This window comes from Rania fehmarnensis, assembly GCF_056494185.1.
In genome coordinates this window covers 7,477,551-7,498,484 of sequence record NZ_CM151398.1, presented here as the reverse complement: position 1 = coordinate 7,498,484, position 20,934 = coordinate 7,477,551, and the positions used below count along the sequence as shown (strand labels likewise).

Below are 20,934 nucleotides of genomic sequence, written 5' to 3'. Positions count from 1 at the left end.
TGGTCGGATTCTGGCTGGAAGGCTACGCTACACAGGCTGGAAGCCTATGCCACACACAGGCTGGAAGGCTGTGCTACACAGGCTGGAAGCCTATGCCACATTTACAACTCTGATTGTCTGAAAAATTCATGGATACGCCAGTCTTCCACTTGGATGGCATGGGCAATCGCCTGTTGATTGCGATTATTGCCATCGTGCATGTGGTGATCAATCATCCGATGGCCGTCGGCGCTTACCCGCTGATCTGCGCTTTGGAATGGAAGGGTATGCGCACCCAAGATCGGCGCTGGGATCAACTGGCCAAGCGCATCACTTTTGTGACCTTCTTGATAACGTCGAGTTTCGGGGCGCTCTCGGGCGTCGGCATTTGGCTCTCGAGCGCACTGGTCTCGCCATTTGGTATTGGTAGTCTACTGCGAGTCTTCTTCTGGAACTGGCTCTTCGAGTGGACGATCTTTGTCGTCGAAGTAGCCCTGATTCTGGCTTATTATTTAACTTGGGATCGTTGGCGAGGGCGGTACAAGACTCGGCATTTTGTACTAGGGCTGACTTTGAGTCTGTTTTCATGGATCACGATGGCCGTAATTGTGGCCATTTTAGGATTCATGATGTCCCCGGGGGCTTGGTCCACGGATAGCTCGTGGCTGAGCGCGACCATGAATCCACTCTATGTGCCGCAGTTGGCATTCCGTACCTGCTTCTCCTTGGCAACCGCGGGTTTGTATGTTTGGTTCTTGATCGCGCTGCTGGTACGCCGAGATGACGAAGTCCGTGCGCCAGCCGTGCGCTTTACAGCTGGCTGGACGCTAGCCTTTACGCCGCTCTGTATGTTGGCGGCATACTGGTATTGGACGCGAGTGCCTGGAGAAGTGGCCGCCAATCTATCTGTTGGATTGTTGACTCAGCAGTTCGCAGCCTGGCAATCGCAGTTCTTGATTGTCGCGGCTAGTGTGTTGGCGATCATGGTAGCGATTGCCTGGCTGGGTAGGGTCAAACCTCAAGCCATCCCGAGTTGGGGACTGGTTATTACCTTCCTGCTTGCTATTGGTTTGTTGGGACACTTTGAACGCGTGCGCGAGTTCATTCGCAAACCATACATCATCGCTGGCTACATGTACTCCAACGGTGTACGCGTTGATCAACTGGCCCTATTTCAGCACGAGGGCATCCTCACGCACTCCGCCTATAACAATATTGGCCCCATCAACGATTCCAATCGAATCCAAGCTGGTCAGCATGTCTTTCTGCTGACCTGCACGCGTTGTCATACGACTAACGGTATCAGCGGCGTGATCGGCAAGTTTGAAAAACTGTATGGTCGTGATCCCTGGGATGTAAAGCAGATCGATAACTTTCTCAGCAGCATGCACATGACGCGTCCTTACATGCCACCATTCCCAGGCAACGAAGTTGAACGTCAGGCGCTGACGGCTTACCTGTGCCAGTTGCAACAGAGTCGCCAGTCACTGCCCGGTGCGCAGTCTACGGGTGTTGCCCCCAACCAGTCCTACCAGCCCCAGCCCACCAGAGAGCCCACCAGTCCCATCATGGCTGCGGCGGAGAGCAAATATGTTGTTCCTCAACCAGTTAGCCAATAGTTGGCACTGCCTGGCGCAGGCCGCGGTGCCTCGCGATCTGCCGCTGCCTTTGCCGCTGAGCGAAGTCACTCTTAAGACGCTCTTGGTGCCGCTGTTTTTGTTGCACATCGTGTTCGTCAACCTGATGGTCGGCGGTTCAGTGCTAAGCCTGATTTACGAATGGATCGGACTGCGCGATCGCAAGTATGATTACCTGGCGCAGCGCATCGCCGATACCGTGACGGTCAATAAGAGCATGGCGGTGGTGTTAGGCGTAGGGCCGTTGTTAGTGATCAGCCTGGCCTACACCTTACAGTTCTATACTTCCAATGCGCTAACCGGTCATGCTTGGATTCTGATCATTCCGCTGGTTACCTTGGCCTTCGTTACCACCTATATCCACAAGTACACCTGGTCGAAGTGGAATGAGGGGGCTAAGAAACAATTGCATTTGGGAGTTGGATTGGTTTCGACGCTGCTGTTCTTGGCAATACCATGGATCTTTCTGGCCAACGTCAACTTGATGCAGTTTCCAGAGCATTGGTACGACGTTCAAGGATTCTGGTCGTCGTTAAAGGTCGGCAATGGCAATGTGTATTTTCGCTATCTGCACTTTATGGCTGCGTGCCTGGCGGTGACCTCGCTGTTCCTGTGCATTTGGTTAACGCGTAGCGCACGAGTGATTCGCAAGCTACCGCCCGGATTCAGTAAAGGTCAGCTGCGTCGGCATTTCTATCGCATTGCCCTGTATGTCACGCTCGCGCAATTTCTGGTTGGACCGTTAACGCTCTTGGTCATGCCGCGAATTGGCTTGGACATTACCGTCGTGACCATCTTTATGGTAGGTACATGTTTGGCCGTCATCCTCGTGGCAGCTTTATGGAAAGAAACGGTTGCAAGCGACGAGCAAGTTGGCAAACTGTGGGTGCCGATCTTTTTTGTGTTCCAGTTGATTGCTTATTCGATGGGTACCGGGCGACAAATGTATCGCGAAGTGGCTTTGGCTGATCACATCGAGCAGGTGAAGATCAAGACCGATGAGTTCGAAGCCAAGGTGTACCTGGCCAATCTGCGCCGTCAGTCAGGCTTGGGCGCCGAGGCTGATGGCAAGGAGTTGTTTCGAACTGTCTGCGCCAGTTGCCACCTGCCGGACAAAGCAACCTCTGCCCCAACTTCGACGGAGATTCTGGCTCTGTATGCCAACAAGCCAGAGGAAATTGTGAGCTGGGCGATGAAGCCAGGCAGAAAGCGCACGCAGTTTTCGGCCATGCCGCCCATGGCTGGGTTGGGCGAAAAGCGTCTGCGCATGATCGCCGAGTTTATGGCCAGTGCCTCAACTGCCGATGCAGCGTCGTTGGCCGCCCCGATTCCGGCCAATGCCTATCAGAATTTGAAACCAGAGGAAGCCATGGCGCAAGTCTTTGCGGCCACTGGCAACGCTGCAGCCGGTAAGGAGTTATTTGCCAGCAAGACTTGCATTACATGCCATGCCCAAGGCGAAACACCGCTGCGACGTGCACCCAGCCTGGCCGGGTTGGCTGGGCAGCAAGATCGCCAGGCCATCTTCGAGAGCATCATCAATCCCTCGGCTAAGTTTGCCAAGGGCTACGAACCCACCTCGGTCCTGACTGTAGACGGTCAATCGCTCAGCGGTTTTGTCGTCGAAGAGAACGATGAACACCTCATCCTGCGTCAACAAGATGGCCAAGTGATCCAGCTGAGCAGCGACGATGTCGAAGCCACCAAGCAACTCGACCAATCGCCGATGCCCAAAGGTTTAATCGACACGCTCACCCCTCAGCAGATCGCCGACTTAATTGTGTATCTGCAAACGCTGTGAGTTAGTGGTCAACAACTTTTAGCCGTCGATCTCATAGCGTAGCGACATACTGCCCAGCATGATGCCCAGGTTTAGTTTGCCTTCTACTAGTCGTACCGGGACATCTCGGCCAGCGCCCACACCGCGCGTGGCAGTTGTCAGGTCTTTGAATTGACTACTGACCAAGGGAGCTTCCAAGTCGGTCCAGGCCGCGTAGTACAACACTTGGATCGTTCCCAGACCATTGGATTGTCCAAGTCGATGGGCGACGCTATCTTCATCTGGCACCGCCTGAAATGGACAAACTGTGTTCAAGTTCTTGTACCAGCCTGGAATCAGCACCCGTTTGTGCTTGGGAACAGCCCAATGAGTGTAGCGAGTGCGTAGTTTGCCATCCTGCTTGAGCAATTCATCATCCAGGGCAAAGGACGATACGCCGTCTACGAAAACTTCGGTCAGCAGGTGAACATCTTGACGTTGATGCTGCAGTTCGATTGCAAAGTGTTGCGATTGACCGAGACGATAGAGGGGCACTCCGCCATCGATGGGTTTGGACGGAACAATGGTGGAGATCACAAAGTTTTCATCATGGGGGTCTTGCTCCGGATCAACCGCGACCAGCTTCAATCGCAGTCCGCCACCATTTAGAAAAACGCTATCCCGATCAAACTGCAAGGGTGCAATATCAGGCTGGACGGCTTCGATCTGCTTGACTTTCTGCACTTCTTGTACGACCTTCTGGAAGCCTTCATTGAGTGCGACTGGCATCGAAGGCGATGCGACCAGGACAAATTCTTTGGGGCTCTCGACTTGAGTTTCCGTGTGCAATAGGCGTTTGACGGAAATGCTCTTCAGCTCTTGGCCCGTCTTTAATGTTACGGATAGATCGATCGTAATTATGCCTGTGTTCAGATCGACATCAAATTGTCCAAAGACGCGCAGGGCGGCGCGGCTTTTGATCGTATAGCCACTGCTCTTAAGTTCCGTTCTTACTTGTTCCCCAATTCTCCGACCGTAAGCGGCTAGCTCAACTTCGTTCTCACGCGGTGTAAACATGCCCAACTCAATCTCTTTTTTCAATCGATCTTGGGCGAAGACCTTGTCGACCTGCAATCGCAGCGACTGCACAGCGTCGATCAACTCTTGCGATGCCTTGTCGGTGTCGGCCATCGCTCGCAGCGGGTCCAGCAGGCCTGCCGCGACAGTGGACATCAGAGCTGCTTTCAGAAATTCACGTTTGCTAACTTTGTTCATTTTTGTCTCTACCTATCTTCCATTACTCGATAACAATTAAGGGTGTACCCAGGCCCAGTCGTCGAGCCACCAACTGGAATTTGCTACTTCCCTCAGAAGTGTTCTCCCAGTCATCGCGTTTGATGGGCCGATTTTGAATCAACGGCAGGAGCCCCAGACGTTGCAACTCTGGATCGTTTTGTATTCGCAGTTGGAGTTGTTGGCTGGAGAGCGACAATTCAGCCGCGACATCAGCCAGATGCAAATTTGAGTTCAGATGATGACTGGCAATCAGCCGGACAGGTTCTGGAAACGTCTGAACGTCAAAACTGGATTGATCTTGATGGCTCAAGAAGGGTTCAATTGCCTTGTGCATGGCGGTGCTGAATCTTTTGCGATCGTCCAGTTGTGCTGCGGCCTGGGCAGCATCATCCAGGTGCAGGGATTTCACAAAATCAAGGACCTGGCCAGCCACAGGTGTTTGTCGTTGAACGTCGTCCGGCGGGAGGGGATAGATGCCTTGAGCATGGCAAGCGATGCAAGATAGTCCGTTGACTATCAGAGGCGAACCCGAGGCGCGCGAATCATCACTGACCAACTCCGCGGGCCCCGCATCGATTCGAGTTCCAACTGCATTGGTTAGAAAGTAACCTTGCATTCCATTGGGCAACGAGAAAATGCATTCTCCGCCATCGTGCTTGAAGGCCGTCGCGTTGAAGGGATTCGCTGTGAATTCTGGTCCCGTCGGATACTCGACAATATTGCCGCGATTATTGCCTGAGAGAAAATCGTATGACCTCCAGTAATACCCGAAGCGAGAATTATGACGTTCTGCCAAGCGGTTCGCACGCTTGCTGACACCACTCTTGATAAAACCTATTCTCAGTGCCTGGCCTGTCAGTATATTGCTCTCAACTTTCACATCTAAGAACTCTTCCAACTCAACTACATTTTCCGGTAGTTGCAGCAACTGGTGATAAAGTGGCGGACGCAATGCATTGGCCAAGAACCAATCACCGCGGATGATCGGTATGGACGAGCCGGTCATCCGCACGATTTCCAAATGGTCACGATTGTCAGACAACTTTAGAGCGTAGGGATAATCGCTGGTGATCAAGTCCCACTGAGTGTTGGACCAGGAGTGGTCCTGGCGATCTCGCAGTTGATTGAGCGGAATAGCCAGTACTGCATGGCTCTGGTCGACCCGCATCAAGTGCACGATTCCTGGCGACCAGTGCAAACTATTAATGGCCTTGGCAGCGGCAGCTTCAATGATACTGGTCGGTGAAGAACGCAATTGATTCGCAAACATCGAATCGCTGGATCGCAATTCAACGATGTTGGCAAAGCTCAAGAATCGAAAGTTGCGTTGAGCCGCTGCCGGTTGTTGATTCAGAAAGGCCCGAATCGACTTTTGTAGGTCCGCTTCACGTGACCGCGGAGAACCAGGCGAGTTATCCGTTCGTTCAACATCTGTAGATGTCAGTTCTTCTTTCGTTTGACGGCTGAGTTCCACTAGCCACTCGGTAACTACCTGGATGTCGGCTACTGACGGTCGGCGTACCTGATCTCGGGGTGCGTCGACCGGGGGCATTGGGTTAGCGGCATCTTTCATACGCACGAGTACACGTGACTTCAGTGGTTCATTCAAGTCGACCAAGCCGGCGTCTCGCAGGTAGGTGACGCTTAAAATGTTTTCCACGTCGCCGTGCATTTCCTGACCGGCGGAATGGCAATGACCGCAACTGGCTTGGAGCACCCGGAGTGCCCGCTGCTCGAGCTCGTCTGCCATCGCGATGCCACCTACCAAAACTGCTGCTAACAAAGTTTGCCAGGTCCTATTCAACGCAATCATGTTGGATGCTCTGTAATGGGTAGTTTCGCCCGGCTACTGTTCGGCCAGGCACTCGCGTGCATGTTGAGAATCCCGTCTGCCGCGAAGTGGGACAAAGTTTCTTTGAAGTTCTGTGGCGACTACCACAGTTCAATATCCATAACGCCCGCCACTGCCGCTTCTTCCGCTTTGCCGTTTCCAAACTCGCTACCTGACTGGGCAAGACGTTAGTTTTCCCACTCCCACTCCTACTCCTACTCGAAATGCTTGCGGGTAGGAGTAGGAGTAGGAGTAGGAGTAGGAGTAGGAGTAGGAGTAGGAGTAGGAGTAGGAGTAGGAACAGGAGCAGGAGCAGGAGCAGGAGCAGGAGTAGGAGTAGGAACTTAACTTTTTTTAGGCGTTGCATGTCTCAGCGAGCGAGATCTGGGATTAGCACTTTATCCATCAAGTGTTTATGTGGAGACGGTAAGAATCTCACGGCCCAGACGTTACTCTGGCGGTCGAACAGATACGGTCGAGCTATCGCCTGTATCCAACGGGAAGGGGAGAAAATTGGATTACGAAACAATGATTTCTGGGGCCTGCTCAGGTGAGCGTTGTGCAATTGAGCATAACGACCATCGGAATCGACGCTGGATGACTCTGCTGGCGTGTCGATTCCTACGAGCCATGCCTGATGCCGAAGACGTTGTACAAGACGTCTTAATCAAACTGCACGAGGATCGAGCGGCCTGCAAATTTGTCGACCTGCCCGAATCAAAATGGCGAAGTTACCTGCGTATAGCTGTCAAGAACAAATGCTTGGACATGCTTCGCAAACGTAAACGCCGTCGCGAAGTAGCCTGGTTGGACAATACACCCGAACCAGAGTCACATTACATCCCAACTGCTGATGATGAGGCCGAACCCGCCTGCGATATGAAGCAGATAGACCAATGGGCCGAAGAGCTTTCGCCGAGGCACCGGGAAGTTTTCGAACTACGCTCACAAGGGATGAGCAGCTTGCATGTGGCCGAGACTCTCGGGATTTCAGTCAATAAGGTTTACGTATATTACAGCGAAGCCAAAAAAGCGATTCGTTTGATCGGTGAAGGGAGAGTGGCATGACGATAATCGACGCACTACCTGTTCAATCTGAACTATGGTGGAGATGGTTGGAGCAACAAATCGTCAGTCCGCACCTGGCTGAACTGGTTGACGAATTGGATCCGCACCCAGACGCATTGGACGAGCAGCCATCAGTGGAGACTATCTGCGGACCGCAATTAGCCGACCTTTGGCAATACGGATTACGCGTGCTATCACCAGCACAAATTGCTCTGTTACTGGATCACCCTGAATTGCTGTTTGACTTGCAAGACCGTGCGTTTGAGGCCTGCAGTCCTTACTGGGATGCCTTGGTCTCGCGGGGGCAGGGGAACCTGGTGAGTACACCGCTAGTAATTGAGTCAAAGTCAGAGAATCTTACGTGGCTGCGCAATCAGGCGCTGACGCTAGCGGCGCTGGCGGCTACCGTGCTGATTGCGGCGGTTCTGTCGCAAGGGCAAAAATCGCCAACAAACACCGTAGGCTGGGGGTTGGCTAGAGTATCTTCTCTCAGTTCCGACCTCCATCCGTCAGAATTCCTGTCTCAACTCGCCGCTCTCTCGGCCCAATGGTCGCGTAAACAGCCAGCCAACTCGACTGAGTTACTTTCAAGGTTGCAACAGTTTCGGGCCGGTTGTCAAACTCTCATCAATCATCCCAAACCGCAACTGAGCTCTCTGGACAAAGAGTGGTTAACTACAAAGTGCCAGAAGTGGTCGAACGAACTCGACGAGCTGATCGCCAGTCTCAAGCAGGATAGACTGACACCGGAGGTGGCTGCCGCCCAGGCAAGTGATATTGCCAGGCGAATGACCAAGGTACTCAGCGAGCAAGCCGAAGCCAGACGCAGAGGCACAGTGGGGTAAGATTCAAAAATGAATTAGGAGCCGCATTCCCACTGATGCGATTAGGCCGGACATTTGTTCTTTCGGGTTCTCTAGTTACTTTTTGTGGTTTCTGCGTTATCAATTGTGTGGATCGTTCGAGCAATTCGAAAGCCCATGACGGAACTGTTGTAGGTTGGTACTTGGAAGTTGCGATAGCCACTGCGGACGTTCGTCGCGGGGCTGAAGAAGGAGCCACCCCGGGCGACCATCCCGGTTGTGCTGGTAACTTCGAATTGGCTGGGAAGGTCGGTCCCATAACCTAGCCGATAGGCGTATTCTTTATGCGGTTCCATACACCATTCCAAGACATTTCCATGCATATCGAACAAACCGAAGTCATTGGGCATGAAACTTCCACGCGGATACAATTGTCTCATCCGGCTATTCTCTGCGTAGCCAGCATATTCTTTCAGTAAGCTGACAGAGTCGCCGTAGGATCGAGACGTTGTCGCCCTTGCGCGACAGGCATACTCCCATTCCGCTTCCGTAGGTAAGCGATACCCAGTCAACTGTAGATAGTTGGCTCGCGGGCGCATGCCATGTTCGAACGGCTGGTCGGGCTCGTAACACCATTGCTCGCGGGCGATGCCCTCCATTTCACTCAACCAATTGCAGTAACGGGCAGCGTCGAAGTAACGAATTCGGTGAGCCGGTACATCCTCGACATTTTTGGTGTAGCTTGTGTTAGGTTCGGGAATAACTGCCAGATTTAAACTCCTCTTCATGGCGAGCATCTGAGGCATCGACACCTCATGATTTGAGATGGCATAGACTCGCGGGATCGTACAGCTGAGTCGATGCTCTTCAGGAAATTCTCTTCCGCCTAAGCGTTCCATGTCAAAGAGTGGACTGCCCATGATGAATGGCTCGGGACTTACGACGCTGAGCGTGTGGCCCTCGGTTTTGGTGGTATACCAGTTGGGCAGCGAATCCTCGGGTTTCTCTTCCAGCTCGCGCGATGCGGCGGCAGGTTCGGCATCGAGTTGTTGAAGTGTCCAGCGGCAGGAACTATGAATGCCTGCATGCCCGTGATTGGTGTACAGCGTCTGCAACTGCGCGGTCCATGCGGCCTTGATGGAGTCAGTCAGGTTGGACTGTCGTGCATACTGCCCCATTAACAAGACTTGGGCAATACGAATATCAGGCTCTGTAGAGGAGGCCAGGTCGAGCAAAGGAGCGACCAGCGCGGGGTCGGGTTGATATTGGGGAATAAGTGTGATCAGTAAGCTTCGTACTTGGGGATCAGCCTGGGATTTAAGCAGTGGCCAAACATGTTCGTAAGCCTGGAGTTGCAAGAGCGCGATGCCAGCCAGCGCTTGTTGTCGCTGCAATTGCTCTTTGCGTTCGACTGGCAATACCGTTCTGTGCAACAAAACTGCGTAATGAAGCTTAGCGGGATTATTGGTGTTCTTGCTCGACTCGGTAACAGGTGTGACGCAAATTGAGGCCGCTCGGTAACCTTGCTTGACTAACTCGTCGACGCGCGGACTATCGGAGAACATTTGAGTGTTTTGGGAAGTGTTGAATTCAGATTGACCCAGGAGCAGGCGACTATCGAGCGAATCATCCAATCTCAGAATTCGCGACACGGGGCAGACCGGTTCGGCGTCTTGCTCGATTGCCAAGAATTGCGAATAGGTTTCGCCCAAACGGGACTGTTCGTCTGCCGACAGTTCGAAGAGTGGCCGAAACTCCCATTGCGATCGGACCTTAAGTCCCGTTTTCAATTCGTGGCGACGCTGCCAGCACTGATCCAACAGTTCAATGCTAATGCGAGCGAATAAGTCGGCATAGCCCGGGTTATTGGCGTGCTTGGCTGCGGCCAAACACTGTGCTGAAGAGCGTGAAAACAGATAAAGCTGCGCGCAGGAACGGCCAATTTGGTTTTGCGCAGTCTCCAAGATGTTTTGAGCATCCGCAAACTTGTTGCTCCAAGCGGCCAGCTGCGCGCGAAGATCAATCGATTCCGCTGTACTCGCATTCCAAAGCTCTGAGTGAGCTGCGCTGTCGCCTCTCTGTTTTTCCAGGGCACCTTCATCCAGTTCGCTGCCTGCGACTTGTTGGTTCACTTCGGCAATCGCCAGCCGTACTTTGGTTAATGCCTGGATGCGAGTTAATGCGGGAGTGAGCTTTTCTTTGTAAACCTCCAGCAGTTCCAAGCATTCATCGAATGCACCTTGGTCATATCCGGATTCGACTCGTTCCAGCAGAGCATTGGGACTGAGGCTACTAACGAAATCGGGGTCAGAGTTCTTTCGCAATCGGTAGCCGTCCCAAAGTCGCTTGGTCCGACTGCTGGGCGCCAATAGACTTGCAGGCACCAGGCTAACGTCAACTTGAGGTTGATAGAAAACTTCACGATTACCATCGTTCGATACAAATTCGGTTTCTGGACCCTTACTCGTCAGAATCGAGGTGAAACGCGGCTTGCCTTCGGCGTCTTGCCGCACGTAAATGGAGTGCAGTGACGGATACTCTTGGGCTAGCGTCTTCAGTTCGGTGCGCCACGTTGGCTGGAGTGTATCAAAGATGAACGTGCGACTCTCCATTTCGTTCCGTTTGGCTCTCCAGACCGTAATGCGCAAGTCTCGGTTGGTTGACATGGGACCTTGAGCGACGGCGGACATATCCTCTAGCAAACACTGATCGGTTGACAATTCGTGCCATTGCCGCGACTGCTCGGCTTCCTCGTTAAAATCGACTTTCCAATCGATTGCATCGCGAGTCCAAACGGCGCTGATCAGAATTGTCGAATTGCGACTGAGGTCTGCCGCTTGTTGTTCAACCTTGAAGGGACGAACGCGGATAGGTCGGTACTGGGCGATCCCGAGATCCTTGATCGCCTCTCGGAATGTGGGTAGCGGCATGGCCAGGCAAAATGCTGAATCGGAGTGAATCATCCCCTGCGAGGATTGGATGGCACTACGGGACTTTTCAGAGGGCTCCGCTCTATAATTCGCAGACTGGGCTATATCGGGACGAGGCTTGGTCTCGCTTAGTTGAACTAGCGCGGAAATAGCTTCAGGTCGGGCGGCGGCTAGATTCCCCATGAGCCTTTGAAAATTTCGTGGGTCGGCTTGAGCGATGCATTCGGCCGTCAAGGCGACGTCTTCTTGGGCATAGTCGGTTACCAATTCAAAAGCATGTTCACGCCAGATTTGCTGCGTCGTGGGTTGCTTCAGCAGTTCCGCCAGAGATGGGCACAGGAACTGGCTGACCGGTCGCAGGGCTACTCGCCAATTCGTGATATCCGCAGAGCTTTCATCCAACACGAGTTGGCAGACACCAGTTCTGAACTCGCTGTCATTCCATCTGGGATCGCCCGCCGCCCACTGGGCCAGTGTGCAGGCCGCGCGCAACCGCTGGGAGGCAGACTTTTGCGGGTCCTCAACTACATTCCAAAATCTGGGCAGCAGTTGTTCGCTGAAGGGTTCGAGCAATTTACAAACGGATATGAACTCTGCGGAGCTCAATTCGAGCAGACGATCTTGAAGGAATGTTGTGTACTGAGGAAGGGCCGAAGCGTCTTGATAGATCAGACCCAAACATGCATTCAACTTGGCGCGCGCACTGGAGTCTCTTGAGCTAAAGGTTGCAGACAAGTCGTGATTGGTCCAAAAGTTCCAGCCGCGCAGGGCTTGAATCTTGCTGGCAATCAAGTTGGGCTCTTCGGCCAGGAGGCTCACGACTAGTTGTTTGGAAACCACTTGCTGACGGCCAAACCAACTCGAGATACCTAGACCAACAAAGAGCAGTGACCAAATCAAGCATCGCTGCAGATACAACCAAGTGCAGCGACGCATCAGCTTGCGTTGAGCATTGGTCCACTTCATTCTTGAAGTGTACATCAGAATTCTCAGCCATTCTGTCCAGGTGGGTAGTTCGCGATTTTCGGGTCGCAGCATCCAAGCCGAAGTACACTCTGCCAGCTTTAATTCAGCCCGACCCTGAGGTGTTTCGCGTTGTTTGCGGTTCAGCCAAGATCGTAACGCGGGCACCAAATAGTCATGCGTCAACTGAAAATAGCGCACCTCACCTACGCTCTTGCCCGAACCGCTCAGGCTGTCACCTTCGAAATCGACCGGACTGATTAGCCTCAAGTCGCCATCGAGCATGCGCAGTAGCGCGGCAAAACCGTCTCCCGTTAGACTATCGCCCACGTGGGCTTGCAAATCTGCCTGCGATCGAGCGGCGCCTTTGAGGTCCGAGCCGGCTTGAGGCAAGAGTGCACGCAGTACGTGCTGCGCAGCCAAACTAAAATACCGATGGACTGGATTGGCGGTAGTTGCACCGAATGTGTCATCTAGAAAACTGATCGCAATTCCCTGTGAGCCACCAATCTGCGACAGCGTGGCAGGTTGCCATTCTTTTTGCTTTAACATTTCTGCCAAGATAGCCAGTCGCACTGGTACAACTTTGCCTTGCTCTGCCAGGCTGTTGACCGATTCAGCAATGAATTGCAATTGGGAATCACTGAGCGCCGCAGCTGATTCTGGCAGTTTGCCATAGGCCTGGCCGAACTTGGTCAGCACCCGCTGGGCGTGGGCCAAATCAAACAAATCGACGGTAGCAAAGTTGTGCCCCTGGACTATCGCGACTTCCAGTTCGTTCATGAACCGGGCCGCCGCCATAGCAAAATCATCACGGACCATCAGCACAGCCTGAAGTCTCGTACCATCGCATTGGCGGAGTGCTTTAACCAGGTCTGACTGCAATCGATCTGGAGGGCTGATGTGCAACCACTGCTCGAACTGGTCGATAAAAAATACGACTTTGCCATCCGACTTCAATCGCAGTTTATGCATCGCTTGCGATAACGATTCGCTGCCACCCAGGAATGGCAGTTGCCGGACAAGTGTGCTCAGCAGGCGATTTTCCGTCTCGATACCATCGGCTTCGACAAATATCGGGATGACATGATCTGCCAGTCGCGGAATCAATCCGGCTTTTACCAACGATGATTTTCCACAACCGCTAGGACCGTAAACCAACCCCACCGTAAACGTCAGTTCGGGCGAGCTCTGATTGATTTGACGCTGCCAGAATGCGATCGACTCAGGCAGTCCGTCGCGATTGCGAACCCCGGGCAAGAGGCCAATAAAGAAATCGGCGTCAGAACGATCAAAGGAACGCAAGCCACGTGGCACGATCGGCGAATCCAGGGGTACTTCAATGGTGTCTTCGTCGGTGGTGTCGAGCCAATGCTCCAAATCCTCGATCAATTCCTGTGCGTTTGCATAGCGTTGATTGGCTCGTTTGGAGAGCATCTTCATACAAATTCGCTGCAACTCTTCGGGTATGTCAGAGCGAATCTCCGTCGGCAGACGCGGTTCAACTGCGATTGTTTTGTGCAACAGTTCATTGACTGTCTGACCATCGAATGGTCTTCGGCCAGACAGCATTTCATAAAACACTACGCCCAGCGAATAGATGTCGGTTCTACCATCAAGACGGTGGCCTTCACCCAGCGCCTGTTCGGGACTCATGTAGCAGGGCGTTCCAGCGACATCGCTGTTAATATGATCCAAATCTCGAACTGCCAGCCCGAAGTCAACCAAGTAGGGCACCCCGGTTGACTCTTCCAACAGAATATTGGCAGGCTTGATGTCACGATGAATCAAGTGCCGACTATGCGCGTGGTCGAGTGCCAAGGCGACCTTCTGAACAATGCGAACAGCTTCTACAAATTGAAACGAAGATGCCTTGATTTGTTGGGCCAGCGTCGTGCCGTGAATGTACTTCGAAACAACATAGATCGAGCCGTCTCGCGTCCGACCGACATCATAGACCGGTACGATATAGGGGTGGTCAAGACTGGCAATCGCTTGGGCCTCGGCCAGATACGAATCGACTTCTGGTTGACTGCGAAAATTCGTCTGACTAGGTACCTTGATGGCCACTTGCCGTTTGAGTTCTTCGTCAACCGCTGCGTACACGCGCCCAAAATTGCCGGCACCGATTTCACGCAACAGTCGGTACCGGCCCTTTGCAGTATCACCAATTTTGCGCAGCGTAATGAAGGTGCCGCTGAGTAGCGCCGCCACCGGCTCACTGGGCCCCTGCCCAAACGTATCAATAGAAGATTGAAATGACTGCGTGTCATGCGGAGATAACTCTAGTCGCAACTCTTCGAAAAATTCAGGCGTCGGTAGATAACGCGCGGGGATGTCACCAGCAAACTCTTGCCAGTTGGGTACTGCGCCTTGTCGCTGACGTCGCCAACAGGTTTGCCGTATGAGACGTTTCGCTATCTCGCCCCTCAACGCGTGAGCATTCTCGATCAGCAATTGACTAATCACTGGCTGACGCCCCAATGCCAGCTGATGATTGAAGCCATCTTCGATACTTATCAACAGTGCCGGGTCTTGCCTGGCCGGCATGCTCTGGCTGATGGCACGCAGTTTTCCCGGTAGCCGATCTGCCAATGCAGGATAGCGAGAGATGAACTCATGTTCGTCGAGCGACTGGCCGTCTAATAGACGACATAGAAATTCGGAGGCCACTAATCGCGCAGCATACTTGGGTGATACAGCCAAGAGTGGCAGTTTGGCCAGATACTCGTGAGTCTCACGCGGTAGCCCATGCAACCAGCGATACTGCTGATCGATGACCGCGATCTCCAGGATGTCGGCAGGCGCAACCAGCGAGTTGGCCTCAACAAAATCCCACAACTCGGGCCGGTGAGCCGTGTTCCACAACTGCTTGAATTTTTCGCGAGCGTCCATTACGGCTGAAAATCGCCCAGGTCTAACACATCATCGGAGGGGAAGCTACGGCAGAATTGCCGTTTGATTGTAACTGAAGTGCTACCGAATCGTTATCGCGACTGCCTTTAGCCCACGCTGCTCTTCCTGCAAAAAATGGCCGCCAGTTTTGTGTCCCACCTGTTGAGATTTGGGAATCTCATTGTGCGGCAACGAGTCTCGCTTTGAGACATTCAACACTACAGCAATGGACATTTACACCCCGTGTTAGCGGAGCTCGCTGTGACTTATTGCAGACTTTGGTCGAGCCTTCTCTTGTTAGCCGCCATGCAATTGCGGGGTTTGGCCCAAGAAAGTCCGCTGAGCATAAAGTTGCGACAGCGAATTGATGAAGCTCAACAACTGGAACTGCGTGGAGAATGGCCCCAGTGCGAGTTGCTCTATCGCGAGCTATTGCCTCGAATCGGTCCTGGAATGGGCCCTAATAGCCCTGAAGAGGCGGAGGTCTCGCGACGTTTAGCATACGTCTGCAGGATTTCCAATCAATGGCAGGAGGCTCTGCAGTATTATCAGCACGCGATCGACATCTATCTCGGTATGGCTGGTCCGACGCCTACTCAGGAACTGAGCCATACATATAACGCCCTGGCGGAAACCTACATCGACCGATGCAGGCTGGATGAGGCACAAGAGGCGTACGATCAAAGTCTGAAGAACATTCAGCAATGTCGAGAGTGCCCGAGCATCGAAGAGGCTCGCCTTGAAAGACTTTGCGGTCAAGCAAATCTTTACACGCACTTGGGTAGTTTGTCCCGTGCAACCGAGAGTTTCGAGGCTGCTTTGCCCATGATACTCGGTGCGTTTGGCAGGCATGATATACGGACGGCTCGATGCTTGTCCAACTATGGACTGCTGCTGATCGAGAATAGCCAATACGCGATGGCCGAAAGCTATCTGGATGACGCGATTTCCATATTCGCTGACCTAGGCGTACAAAACTCACCTGATGTCGCTGCAGCCTATGCACACCTCGGCAGGCTCTATCAACTGCAGGGCAACTTTACGAAAAGTGCTGAATTCTTGCGAAGAAGTTTACGGACATTCACCAAGATTTCGCCGACAGGCTCATTGGCGATGACACAAGTTTCGCGATTGTATGCGAGCGTATTGAGTGCAGCCAAATATTATGAAGAGGCCAAACGCACCTTGTTGGAGGTGCGAGACCAGCAGCAGAATCTATTAGGGACTACGCATCCAGAAGTTGCTCAGACTTTGGCGGAACTGGCGTTTGTGCATACGAACCTGAGTGACTTCGAGGCGGCCCAGGAAACGCTCAAGCGTGCGGTCCGTATTGCAAACGATACCACCGTAAAGATGACCTCACGCAACCAGATCGCTCCATTGCAGTCTCTGGCACTGGTATATCAACGCCAGGGAGCATATGCCGAGGCGCAATACTTTCAGGAGGTATGTTTTCAACAATTGAACCGACTGTTGCCCAAGTCTCACCCCGCATTGGCCGAGTCGGCCAGCAGTCTGGCAGCGATCCATCAAATGCAGGGGAACCTGGCGGAATCCGTCGCGATCTTCGACAAGGCTCGGCGCTCTAGCCTCGAGCATATCACTCAGACGTTGCCACTCATGCCCGAGGTCGAACAACTAAACTACTTGAGCCTGGCGGATCGAATTCAATTGCATGGGGCACTGCAGTGGGCGCTGCGAAATCCCAACGACCCTGTGGTTCGCGAAAAGACGTTCGAGTGGGCGATGAATGCTAAGGCCGCTTCGGAATGGGCGCAAGGACAGTTTCAAAGGTTAGCTCGCAATTCGTCCAATCCCGAAACAGCATCGATACATCGTGACCTGGTCGAGACCTCACGTAAATTGGCCAGAATGTCGCTGGAGGAACGATTTAGCGACGACCCAACCGAGCAAGTTGCGATCCACCAGCAACTGAACGAATTGCTGCATAGCAAACATCAGTTGACCATTCGGCTGGCCAAAACCTCCAATCAATTTAGCTTAGGAAGAACCTGGGTCACCCATCAGAATTTTGTACAGCAACTGTCTCCGGACACTGCTTACATCGAGCTGCTGAAACTAGATGACAATGACCCGCTGAAAAGAGACCACGCGCGCAGTCAGTACCTGGCATGGGTTGTAACGGTCGATCGCATCGAGATCTTGAAACTGGGAACGGCCGACGAAATCGATAGCGCGATTGAACAACTTCGCAGCGTGCTCGGGGATGCGCTGCACGAGATAAAACGCAAAGGCGACGTTCAGGCAGAGCAGAACTATTTGCGTCTGCAATCCGCTCTGGCCGAAAAGTTGGCCGCGCCACTTAAACGCAGCGTGGGCGATAAACCGAGATGGATCATCGCACCTGATAGCAATTTATGGCTGGTGCCCTGGCAGTCATTGTCACTTACCAACCAGAGCTATCTGGTCGAAGAACATGCCATCGAGTTAGTTACCTCGGGCACAAAGTTGCTCGCCAGAGAACACCTTGACCCCATAGAGTTGAGTGCTCCAGTAATTCTGGCCAATCCCGACTTTCTGGCGACAAGCACAGAGGATACTACTCGATCGCTAGGCGATGATCTCAAGCTGCAGGATCTGCCACCCTTGCCCGGCACGGCGGTGGAAGCCGAGATGATTTTGCGCACCTTTTCCAAGCTGCATAAGGATCCACCCGTTTATTTGACGGGCAAGGCTGCAACGGCCGAGAGCCTTTTGAGTGTACGTCGTCCAGTGGCTCTGTCTATTGGCACCCATGGTTTCTATTTGCCAGCCAAGCCTGATTCGAAAACCGGTACACCTGGGTACGCAGTACGCGCGGTAACCCAGGACCCACTGTTGCGATGTGGCGTGTGCCTGAGTGGCTGCAGCTTACCTGGCAAAGCTGGACTGGGTGGGGTCGTCACAGGTCGGGATATCATGAACCTGGACCTGACAGGTTGCCAATTGGTCATCTTGAGCTGCTGTGAAACGGCGATTGGCGACATTTACGATGGAGATGGAATCGCCAGTTTGCGTCGAGCATTTCAATTAGCTGGCGCACACTCGGTGGTTGCGTCGCTTTCGAAAATCTCTGATGAAGCAACCGTCGAAGTGATGGGAGCTTTCTCTGAACAATTGCAGATTCACACGAGAAAGTTTGAGGCTCTCTCGGCCGCTCAACGGGCGCTGATTGCCAAACTTCGCAGTGAGCGCCAATCTGCCCATCCCTACTATTGGGCCGCATTTGTGATCACGGGTGATGAACCTTGACTCTGTTTGTGCCCTCATCCCGAATTGGACGCGTCGAGCTGCTTAGATACAATTTGGAGGGTCCTAAGCACGTGGACGCGTCGACGTGCCTAACTTCGTTGCCATTGAGACATGGAAACAACCTGTATGGCTGCCCAAGAATCGCAAATGCCGTCGACCAGCGCGGCCAAGTCCGAGACGCAGATCTTGCAGTCGTACATCCCGAACTTGATGGCGTTGGTGCACAAACACATGTCGCAGCAACTACGGGCCAAGGTTATTTCTGAAGATATGGTCAACAGCATTCTGGCTTCCATCATTCGTCTAGCGCGAGGTGGCAAGATCAACATCGAAGCCAGCGACAGCTTTATGCGCTTGCTGGTGACAATCGCCCTGAATAAGGTTCGCAAAAAAGCGCGTTTCTTCCGCGCCCAAAAGCGTAGCGCCAACCGCGAGTGGAACCCTATCGAAGATGGCATCACACTGGAAGAGTTGATCAAGGACGCGGGAGACCCTTCGGATGAAGAAGGAGAGACTGTCGCCAATCTGCTAGAAGCTGTCTACGAGAAACTGACCGAAGAAGAGCGACAAGTGTTAGCCGGCAGAATGGATGGAAAAACGAATGCTGAAATTGCCGCGACGCTGGGTACCGAAGGAAAGTCGACCAAGACCGTAACTCGAATTGCCAATCGCATTGAAGACATGCTTTTCAAACTTGCGGAAGAACGCGACTTGATCTGATATGGATTGTTCGTAACTACCGGAGGAAAGATTGACTACGTTATCGGATAGCCGAATCGATGAGTTGACCGAAGAGTACGAAGCTACCTGGACTAATCTGACTTGTGGTCCAGATTCGATACGAACTTTTCTCGGTCGACGCAGCGACCTCCCGACCTGCGATTGGGCGCTTTTGTCCTCGCTAATTCAAGTTGATATCGAGCGATGCTGGCTGAGCTGGAGCTTTTTTGTCGCCCGCCATGCCGACCGCGTGGATAGCGAAGGCATCCTGAATAAGCGGGCTCAACTACCTCAGCTCGAGCAATATGCGGAGCTGTTTTCGCAGCGCTCACAGTTCCGCGACGTGCTCCCAGATCTGGCCACGGTGGAGTGTCGCGCGCGAAATCACTGGGGTGATGCAATTGGGCCACTGTATTACAAGGAACAGTTCGATATCTGTATCGAATTCACCGATGCCGCCTCAGGACGCATGGTGACCTGCATCTACGACGAGGCGCTTCAGCAAGCCAAGCAGCATTGGCCATTGCGTGGTACATGTACCTTTGGTCGTTGTCGGAGCTCTGACCCAAAATGGAACATGGCGATGGCTGTGCCAGCAGGCAACCGTTTCCTGATCGCCGACAAAACCGATGCCAGTATCAGTCGTCAACAACTGGAAATTCAGTTGCTCACACAATCTCATTTGCTGATGATCAATACCAGCCAGGTTGCGAATGTGACGGTAGGCGGTAAGACAATGTTGCCACCAAATTCGTCGAAAGTGATTGCCTTTCCATTCTCCGTGCGACTGCCGGGACGTTCGTTGATTTTTGACTGAGTCGCTCGGTCGTTAAATGTCGTAGCATAGCGTTATTTGATCTGCTTAGGAGAAGTTGTTACAGGGCCAGGCAACCGGAAGGGCGTAGAGCGAAACTGCAGTCAATCATCGATTGATCGCACGTAGCCAGTGTTCGACTCTCGCCCTTCAAAATTGGTGTGACAAAAGCCTCAAAGGGGTTCTACTACGGATTAAAAGTGCTGAGCGCAGATTGTAGCTCTGCCAGGTCAAATTCACTGGAGTCGTTATTCAGTTTGGCCACATCGCTTGAGGCATCACTCGAGGTCAGCTCGTGCAGTTTTTGCTGAGTCAACAACTTCTTCTCCAAACGGTGCTTCAAGTCGTAAACCTTGCTGGAGGTGCTACCCAAGAGCGCTGGTTCGTGCAGCTGACCTTTGACCTTCATTGACGTATACTCGGCGCGTAATCGCTCGACCTCTGCCTTCATCAATCCGCGTTCGTGCTTTTGTTGTTCGAACCCTGCTCTCAATTTAATCAGGTTTTCTTGTTTGCGGGCGACTAGTTCGCGCTGGGCCATCAAGGTTTGCGATCGAATCTTGAAGTGTTCTGTACCGCGACTGAGCGTGTGGCTGATTTTCTCGCGGTGTGGGCCCTCCAGCACGGTAACGTACTTCTGCCCTAGAGCTTCCAGGCCATCGGCCAAATCATTTTGCGTAGCTTCGCCTTTCCGTAGGCTGCGCTGTTCTTGCTCGAGTTCGACTTCGTAGCTGGCAACGAGTTTCGCGTTCGATTCAATCTCAGCGTCGAGCTTCTTGACGTTCAATTCGAGCACCGCCAATTCATCTTCGAGCGGAATGTTTTCTTGCATCCAACTCGTGACGCGTTGCCAGCCTACTGTTCCATAGTCCACCAGTGTCGAAAGCGTGCCGCTGGTGATACCTACAACCGCCAGCCCGGAAGCCACCACCAAGTAGAACAAAGATCGCATGACATTCTCCCTCTAAAGAGTCCACAAACATGTGA

General features: G+C 52.9%; 11 protein-coding genes. 7 read left to right on the top strand and 4 right to left on the bottom strand.

What is annotated here, in order from left to right; genetic code table 11:
* The first annotated feature begins 128 nt into the window (after positions 1 to 128).
* On the top strand, positions 129 to 1,598 hold the full coding sequence (locus SH573x_RS25495) for a c-type cytochrome (RefSeq protein WP_479350871.1): 1,470 nt from the start codon (positions 129 to 131) through the stop codon (positions 1,596 to 1,598).
* Positions 1,570 to 3,417, top strand: a complete 1,848-nt coding sequence (locus tag SH573x_RS25490; protein ID WP_479350870.1) for a c-type cytochrome — start codon at positions 1,570 to 1,572, stop codon at positions 3,415 to 3,417. Before SH573x_RS25495 ends, SH573x_RS25490 begins: the two co-directional genes overlap by 29 nt.
* Positions 3,418 to 3,435: 18 nt before the next feature.
* Here the strand turns inward: SH573x_RS25490 and SH573x_RS25485 are convergent, their stop codons facing one another.
* Positions 3,436 to 4,650: a hypothetical protein gene (locus SH573x_RS25485; RefSeq protein ID WP_479350869.1), complete on the bottom strand. Its 1,215-nt coding sequence runs from the start codon at positions 4,648 to 4,650 to the stop codon at positions 3,436 to 3,438.
* Positions 4,651 to 4,672: 22 nt separating this feature from the next.
* Positions 4,673 to 6,484 (bottom strand): hypothetical protein, encoded by a 1,812-nt coding sequence (locus SH573x_RS25480; RefSeq protein ID WP_479350868.1) that lies wholly within the window; start codon positions 6,482 to 6,484, stop codon positions 4,673 to 4,675.
* A gap of 546 nt (positions 6,485 to 7,030) precedes the next feature.
* Between SH573x_RS25480 and SH573x_RS25475 the strand changes: the two genes are divergently transcribed.
* Together SH573x_RS25475 and SH573x_RS25470 are read left to right on the top strand one after the other, a co-directional pair.
* Positions 7,031 to 7,570, top strand: coding sequence for an RNA polymerase sigma factor (locus SH573x_RS25475; protein WP_479350867.1), 540 nt, complete (start codon positions 7,031 to 7,033; stop codon positions 7,568 to 7,570).
* The gene (locus SH573x_RS25470; RefSeq protein ID WP_479350866.1) at positions 7,567 to 8,415 is read left to right on the top strand and encodes a hypothetical protein; all 849 of its coding nucleotides are present in this window, start codon (positions 7,567 to 7,569) and stop codon (positions 8,413 to 8,415) included. Before SH573x_RS25475 ends, SH573x_RS25470 begins: the two co-directional genes overlap by 4 nt.
* Before the next feature lie 71 nt (positions 8,416 to 8,486).
* Here the strand turns inward: SH573x_RS25470 and SH573x_RS25465 are convergent, their stop codons facing one another.
* Positions 8,487 to 15,161 (bottom strand): bifunctional serine/threonine-protein kinase/formylglycine-generating enzyme family protein, encoded by a 6,675-nt coding sequence (locus SH573x_RS25465; protein ID WP_479350865.1) that lies wholly within the window; start codon positions 15,159 to 15,161, stop codon positions 8,487 to 8,489.
* Between the two features lie 306 nt (positions 15,162 to 15,467).
* Here SH573x_RS25465 and SH573x_RS25460 point away from each other — a divergent pair, with 306 nt between their 5' ends.
* From SH573x_RS25460 to SH573x_RS25450, 3 genes are all read left to right on the top strand, one after another.
* Positions 15,468 to 18,413: a CHAT domain-containing protein gene (locus SH573x_RS25460; RefSeq protein WP_479350864.1), complete on the top strand. Its 2,946-nt coding sequence runs from the start codon at positions 15,468 to 15,470 to the stop codon at positions 18,411 to 18,413.
* 111 nt (positions 18,414 to 18,524) lie between these two features.
* Entirely contained in the window at positions 18,525 to 19,133 is a 609-nt protein-coding gene (locus tag SH573x_RS25455; protein ID WP_479350863.1) for an ECF-type sigma factor, read from the top strand.
* 31 nt (positions 19,134 to 19,164) lie between these two features.
* Positions 19,165 to 19,950: a hypothetical protein gene (locus SH573x_RS25450; RefSeq protein WP_479350862.1), complete on the top strand. Its 786-nt coding sequence runs from the start codon at positions 19,165 to 19,167 to the stop codon at positions 19,948 to 19,950.
* Between the two features lie 184 nt (positions 19,951 to 20,134).
* Here SH573x_RS25450 and SH573x_RS25445 read toward each other — a convergent pair whose 3' ends face one another.
* Positions 20,135 to 20,899: a hypothetical protein gene (locus tag SH573x_RS25445; RefSeq protein ID WP_479350861.1), complete on the bottom strand. Its 765-nt coding sequence runs from the start codon at positions 20,897 to 20,899 to the stop codon at positions 20,135 to 20,137.
* Positions 20,900 to 20,934: the final 35 nt, after the last annotated feature.